This is a genomic window from Massilia sp. SYSU DXS3249 (assembly GCF_053668055.1).
The window spans coordinates 1-3,572 of the sequence record NZ_JBSIPX010000037.1; the positions used below are offsets into that span (position 1 = coordinate 1).

A 3,572-nucleotide genomic window follows, 5' to 3' on the forward strand; every position below is an offset into this window, starting at 1 on the left:
AATCACTGACCGAAGTCAGCGGCACCTTCATCAAACGCCCACACTTATCGACTGTTAATTGTTAAAGAACTTATTCCGTACTGCCTTGCTGCGCTCTGCGAATCGTTTTGTTCGTCAGCAGCAGAGAGATGAGATTATGCAGTGTTTCGTTTGCATCGTCAACCTCTTTTTTTCCTCTTCGTCGCTGCTTGTCACTTAACTACTTGATTTCGTTAACCTTTGAAGCCCGGCGCCGAAGCGGACGCGAATCATATCAAAAGCGGTTGCAGCGCGCAAGGCTCCTGAGCGCTGCGGTCTTTTCGCCGGCCGGCTGGTCAGGGAGCGCTCACGCACTCGCGTGCGTCGCACCCGACTTCCTGCTGTTCGGACTGGTACTCCGGCGAGGAGAAGCTCGGCCCGCCCAGGTGCGAAATGTAGAGTCGCCTTTGGCTCATCGATATCAACACCCGGTGATGCCGCAGGAAGTCCGCACCCAGTGCCATCATCTCTCCCGAGAGCGTGAGGTCCGTGATGCGGATGACTGCATTTTGAACACGGTAGGGGCCGATCGACATCTCCGCAACCGGGACGCGCCACACGCGTTGCACCTTGTCGCGCCAACCGACAATGCTGTCCTCTTCCACTGCCCCGGGCGATTGCGGCGAGATCCCGAAGCGCGCCGCCGTGTGCAGGTCCAACAGGGTCATGGAGTTCGAGGTCGCGAAAATCGTATCGATCTCCCCGCCGTTGATCTTCACCTTGAACCACGGGCGGAAGTCTTTTCGCAGCTGGTCGATTTCGAAGGGAACCACATGGGCGGCCGGATCCCAGGTGGCAAGAAACGATTTCCGGCAGCCCTTCGGATTCGTGAATTGCAGCTGCTTGCCGGCCCACCAGATGTCGACGTCGTTGCGTGCCAGATAATCCGCACCCAGGCTGGCGGCGATGTCGTCTTTCGCGTCCAGCACCGAGAAGTAGCCTTTTCCACGGAGGGGCCCCACCGTCAGGCTCGGAATGTTCGCAATGAAAATCGTCTGTCCGATGGAATTCGTCTCCGCGCTTCGCACGGGGATACCGAGTTTCTCCATGGCTGGGCGGTAGAGCATCGTCACCCGGCTCTCGGTATCGACCGACAGGGAAACGGGTTGATCGGCAATGGTACCGGGAATGGTCGGGCCCTCGTCTCCGCGCGCGAAGGTAATCGGGAGTACGGTCGGGGTGCCGATGACGCACCCGGCTTCGATGCCCCTCTGTGCGAGCGCGGATGCGGCCGGGAACATCAGTATGGAGAGCAGGAAGGCGAAGCGGCGCGGAGATTTGATCGAAGGTGTCGGCATGGTGGTCGTAAAAAGGCGAAATGGAGCAGCGGTTCGTTATGGTTTTGCGGCGGACACTGCCGCACTTGAAGTGCGGCCGGCGTCCGCAATGGTTTTCGCGGGGATGTGCTTGCCGAGGAATTCCAGCAGCGTTTCGTAATAAAGGATCTGGTTCCTTACATAGCGGAGGCCGTGCCCTTCTTCATCGAAGGCGAGCCAGGTCACCGGCTTCTGCGCTTGCTCGAGCGCGTCCCGCATCTTTTTACTGTGCGATATGGGCACACGTGTGTCGTCTTTCCCGTGCATGAGCAATACCGGCGCCTGGATGCGCGCGGCGTGTTTCAGCGGCGAGACCGGGTCGAACAACTGGGGGCTCATGGCCTTGTCCCCGACGCGGTGCATCAGCATCTCCCGGCTGACCTTATTGAATGTCCTGTCTGACCAGTCGGAGAACATGTATGCGATATCCGTCACGCCGGCGAAACTGACCCCGCATTTATACAGTTCGGGCGTTTTCACCAGTCCCCACAGGGCGGCGTATCCGCCATAGCTCGCGCCGACGATACAGATCCGCTGCGGATCAGCCTCACCCGTGCGGATGAGGTGACGGACGCCGTCGCTGATATCGTCCTGCATTGCCTTTCCCCATTGGCCGTAGCCAGCCTCCTGGAACGCGCGCCCGAAGCCGCTCGATCCCCTGAACTGCGGCTGGAACACCAGATAGCCTCGGTTGGCCAGCAGCTGGACCTCGGCATCCCATTCCCACTGGTTGCGATCGACAGGGCCGCCGTGGATCAGCACAATCATCGGTGCGGCACCTGCCGATTTTGCCGGACGGGTCAGATAGGCAGGAATCGATGTCCCATCGCCGGCGCGGTAGGCCATCATTTCCATTGGGCGCATTTTCGCCGGATCGATTCCCGGTATGACTTTCCCGATGGTGACCAGCGTCTTCTTCGCGATGTCGAACAGATACCAGGTGCCGGGATCGACGTCCGCCTGGGAGCGGATCAGCACCGAACGCCGGGGGTCGCCGGACAGGATATTCAGGCGATTTGGCAACAAGACGTCGACCTGCTTTTGCATGGCCGCCCAGGCAGGATCGAACCAGACCTGTTGCGGCAACATGCCGCCCGTCGCGACATAATCGAAAGCGGTTTTATCGATACCTTGCCAGGACAGGATATCCTGCGACGGATGACCTGCCAGGAGTTCGGTCTGACGTCCCTGCGCGATGTCGTAATTGAACAGCGCATAGGTGTCGCGGCCAATACGGGAGTTAATGACGAGCGTGCCGGGCTCGTCGGGCACATACACCGGCGTCCAGTACTCGTCGGTGATGCTGAATTCCGCAAGCTTGACCCATGTCTCCTTATCGGCCCGCCTGTACCAGTTGGCCACCGTCGACGCATCCTTGAAGAAGGGAGAGTTCAGGAGAGTGATCGCGCGCAGGTTGCCATGGGGGTCAAACGCGCGCCGAACGACTTTACCGGGCGGCCGCCAGAACTTCGTACATTCCGCCGTGCGCGCATCGCACCTCGCAATGTGGTCGTTGGCGGAATCCTTCATCACGATGAGCTGGCCTGCGTTTTCGCCCATTTCGACCCGGCCGAGAATCGACTCGCCGAGCGTGCGCAGCTTCTTGCCCTGCAGGTCCATGGATTCGGCATCGAAACCGTAATCGATGCCGAGCACGTCGTTACCTGCCCAGGTGACGTCGCGCGGCGCCTTGTAGTAGCTCCAATAGCCCTTCGAAACACGCCCGCTTTCCCCCAACTGGCTCACCGCCAGTGTTTCGGTATTCACCAGGATCAGGCCGTGATTGGTTCCATCAAAGAGGATTGCCGCGATATGCCGGCCGTCGGGCGACAAAGTCGCTTTCGTCATGCCCGATGGATCAGTCAGTTCTTCCAGAGTCAGCGACTGCGAGAAAGCCGGCGTGGCGGCACATATTGCGCAAAGAAGGAGGAGGGAAAAAGATTTCATGCTACAGCCCAGTATAGTTACTGAACTATAACAAGATTTTCTTACTAAAAATCAATTAGTAGAATGGCGGCGTCGGGTGGGGCATCCATGCCAAACTCACGCGTTTCACCGCCCGATCACCCGGCGGCGTCGCTCCCAGGCCAGGGAACCGACGAACCAAACTTCCAAATGCAAAAAACCCCGCAGAGATCACTCTGCGGGGTTTTGCTTATAACTAGCCTGACGATAACCTACTTTCACACTGGTTGCAGCACTATCATCGGCGCAAAGTCGTTTCACGGTCCTGTTCGG

Annotated in this window: 2 protein-coding genes; both read right to left on the bottom strand. The window is 58.9% G+C overall.

All coding sequences use genetic code 11. The features are described from left to right. Positions 1-314: 314 nt before the first annotated feature. A complete protein-coding gene (locus ACWCIA_RS22820; RefSeq protein ID WP_454166778.1) occupies positions 315-1,316 on the bottom strand; it encodes a hypothetical protein in 1,002 nt (333 codons plus the stop codon). A 36-nt stretch (positions 1,317-1,352) separates the two neighbouring features. Then, a complete protein-coding gene (locus ACWCIA_RS22825) occupies positions 1,353-3,281 on the bottom strand; it encodes an alpha/beta hydrolase family protein (RefSeq protein ID WP_454166779.1) in 1,929 nt (642 codons plus the stop codon). Between the last annotated feature and the right edge of the window lie 291 nt (positions 3,282-3,572).

Bases quoted from the DNA above. Each gene is read 5' to 3' on its own strand.
- ACWCIA_RS22820 (WP_454166778.1), bottom strand. From the start codon at position 1,316: ATGCCGACACCTTCGATCAAATCTCCGCGCCGCTTCGCCTTCCTGCTC.
- ACWCIA_RS22825 (WP_454166779.1), bottom strand. From the start codon at position 3,281: ATGAAATCTTTTTCCCTCCTCCTTCTTTGCGCAATATGTGCCGCCACG.